General features: G+C 44.6%; 1 protein-coding gene. It reads left to right on the plus strand.

The features are described from left to right. Window positions 1-106 precede the first annotated feature (106 nt). Window positions 107-1,252, plus strand: a 1,146-nt coding sequence (locus ACS8FD_RS15250) for a protein-disulfide reductase DsbD domain-containing protein (protein ID WP_439276469.1), incomplete at its 3' end; no start/stop codon positions are given.

Here is a 1,252-nt window from a genome sequence, read left to right on the forward strand (position 1 = left end):
ATGTTACCCGCCAGAGAAAATCAAAACCACGGTTGATATCGCAGCACAACGTAAGTAAATATCGATTAAGTCGATTTAAGTATTAGTAATAAATAGGCAGTCCTTTATGTCCATTAAGACACCAGAAAAACCTCCATCGCTAACTGTAAATCGTTCTTCCAAAAAGTCTTATCTGTTGGCATTTGCTTTAACCAGTAGCTCATTATTGACAGGACTAGTACCTATTGGACAAGTCGCTACTGGATTGGTCGCTACTGGGCTGACCGCCACATCCATGACAGCTCAGGCTGCTAGCTTGGGTGATTTGTTTGGTAGTAACAAAAGCTCATCGAAACCAAAGTTTTTGCCAGTCGATCAAGCCTTTCAGGTAGGTAGTGTCAGTAAGCCTGTCGCTACAGGGACGCAGTTGTCGATTAACTTTGATATCACTCCTGAACACTATGTTTATAAAGATCAAATAAAGCTAACCTTGCCTGCTGGTGTGACTGCCGCGCCATTTACTTTTAGTCAGACGCCGTACTCAATTGATGATCCAACCTTTGGCCGTGTCCCAGTATTTGATCAAGCTAACATGGTTGCGACCACGACGCTTAGCAGTACGAGTGGCAAAAGTGTAGATAATGCAGCCGTGGTTATTGGCTGGCAAGGCTGTGCTAAAGCAGGGCTTTGTTACCCACCTGAGAAGATTAATACTACCGTCAATATCGCCGCGTCGTCGCAACAAGCAGCGGCAAGTAGCGCCGGTACTTCTGCCCAAAACCTCGCCCCTGCCTCTACAACTAAAACCTCAGCAACGAACGACAATACTCAGTTAGCTGCAAGTACTGCAACGACAGCAGAAACAACAAGTATAACTGATGCTGACAGTCTTACGTCTACAGCAGAGCAAGCGGAGACAGATGACGAAATTATTGACTATGCCTTGCTAGATGAGAGTTCTTTAGATGACGAGCTTACAACCAATACGATTTCTGGAGCAGATACTAACGTCATAGGCAGTGATACGGTCAATAATACGTCTGACAGCAATAATATAAATGCTAATGGCTTAGTCGATGGTGATCCGTTTGGACTAGCATCGCATCCATGGTTGGCATTAGGTTTATTATTTTTAGCAGGTTTGGGTTTAGCACTAACCCCATGTGTACTGCCAATGCTGCCTATTGTCGCCAATATCGTGGCACGTGAGAAAAACCCAACAGTAAAAAGAGGCGTGATATTGACCACCAGTTATGCCATTGGGGTTGCTACT

It is taken from the genome of Psychrobacter sp. 1U2 (genome assembly GCF_051847575.1).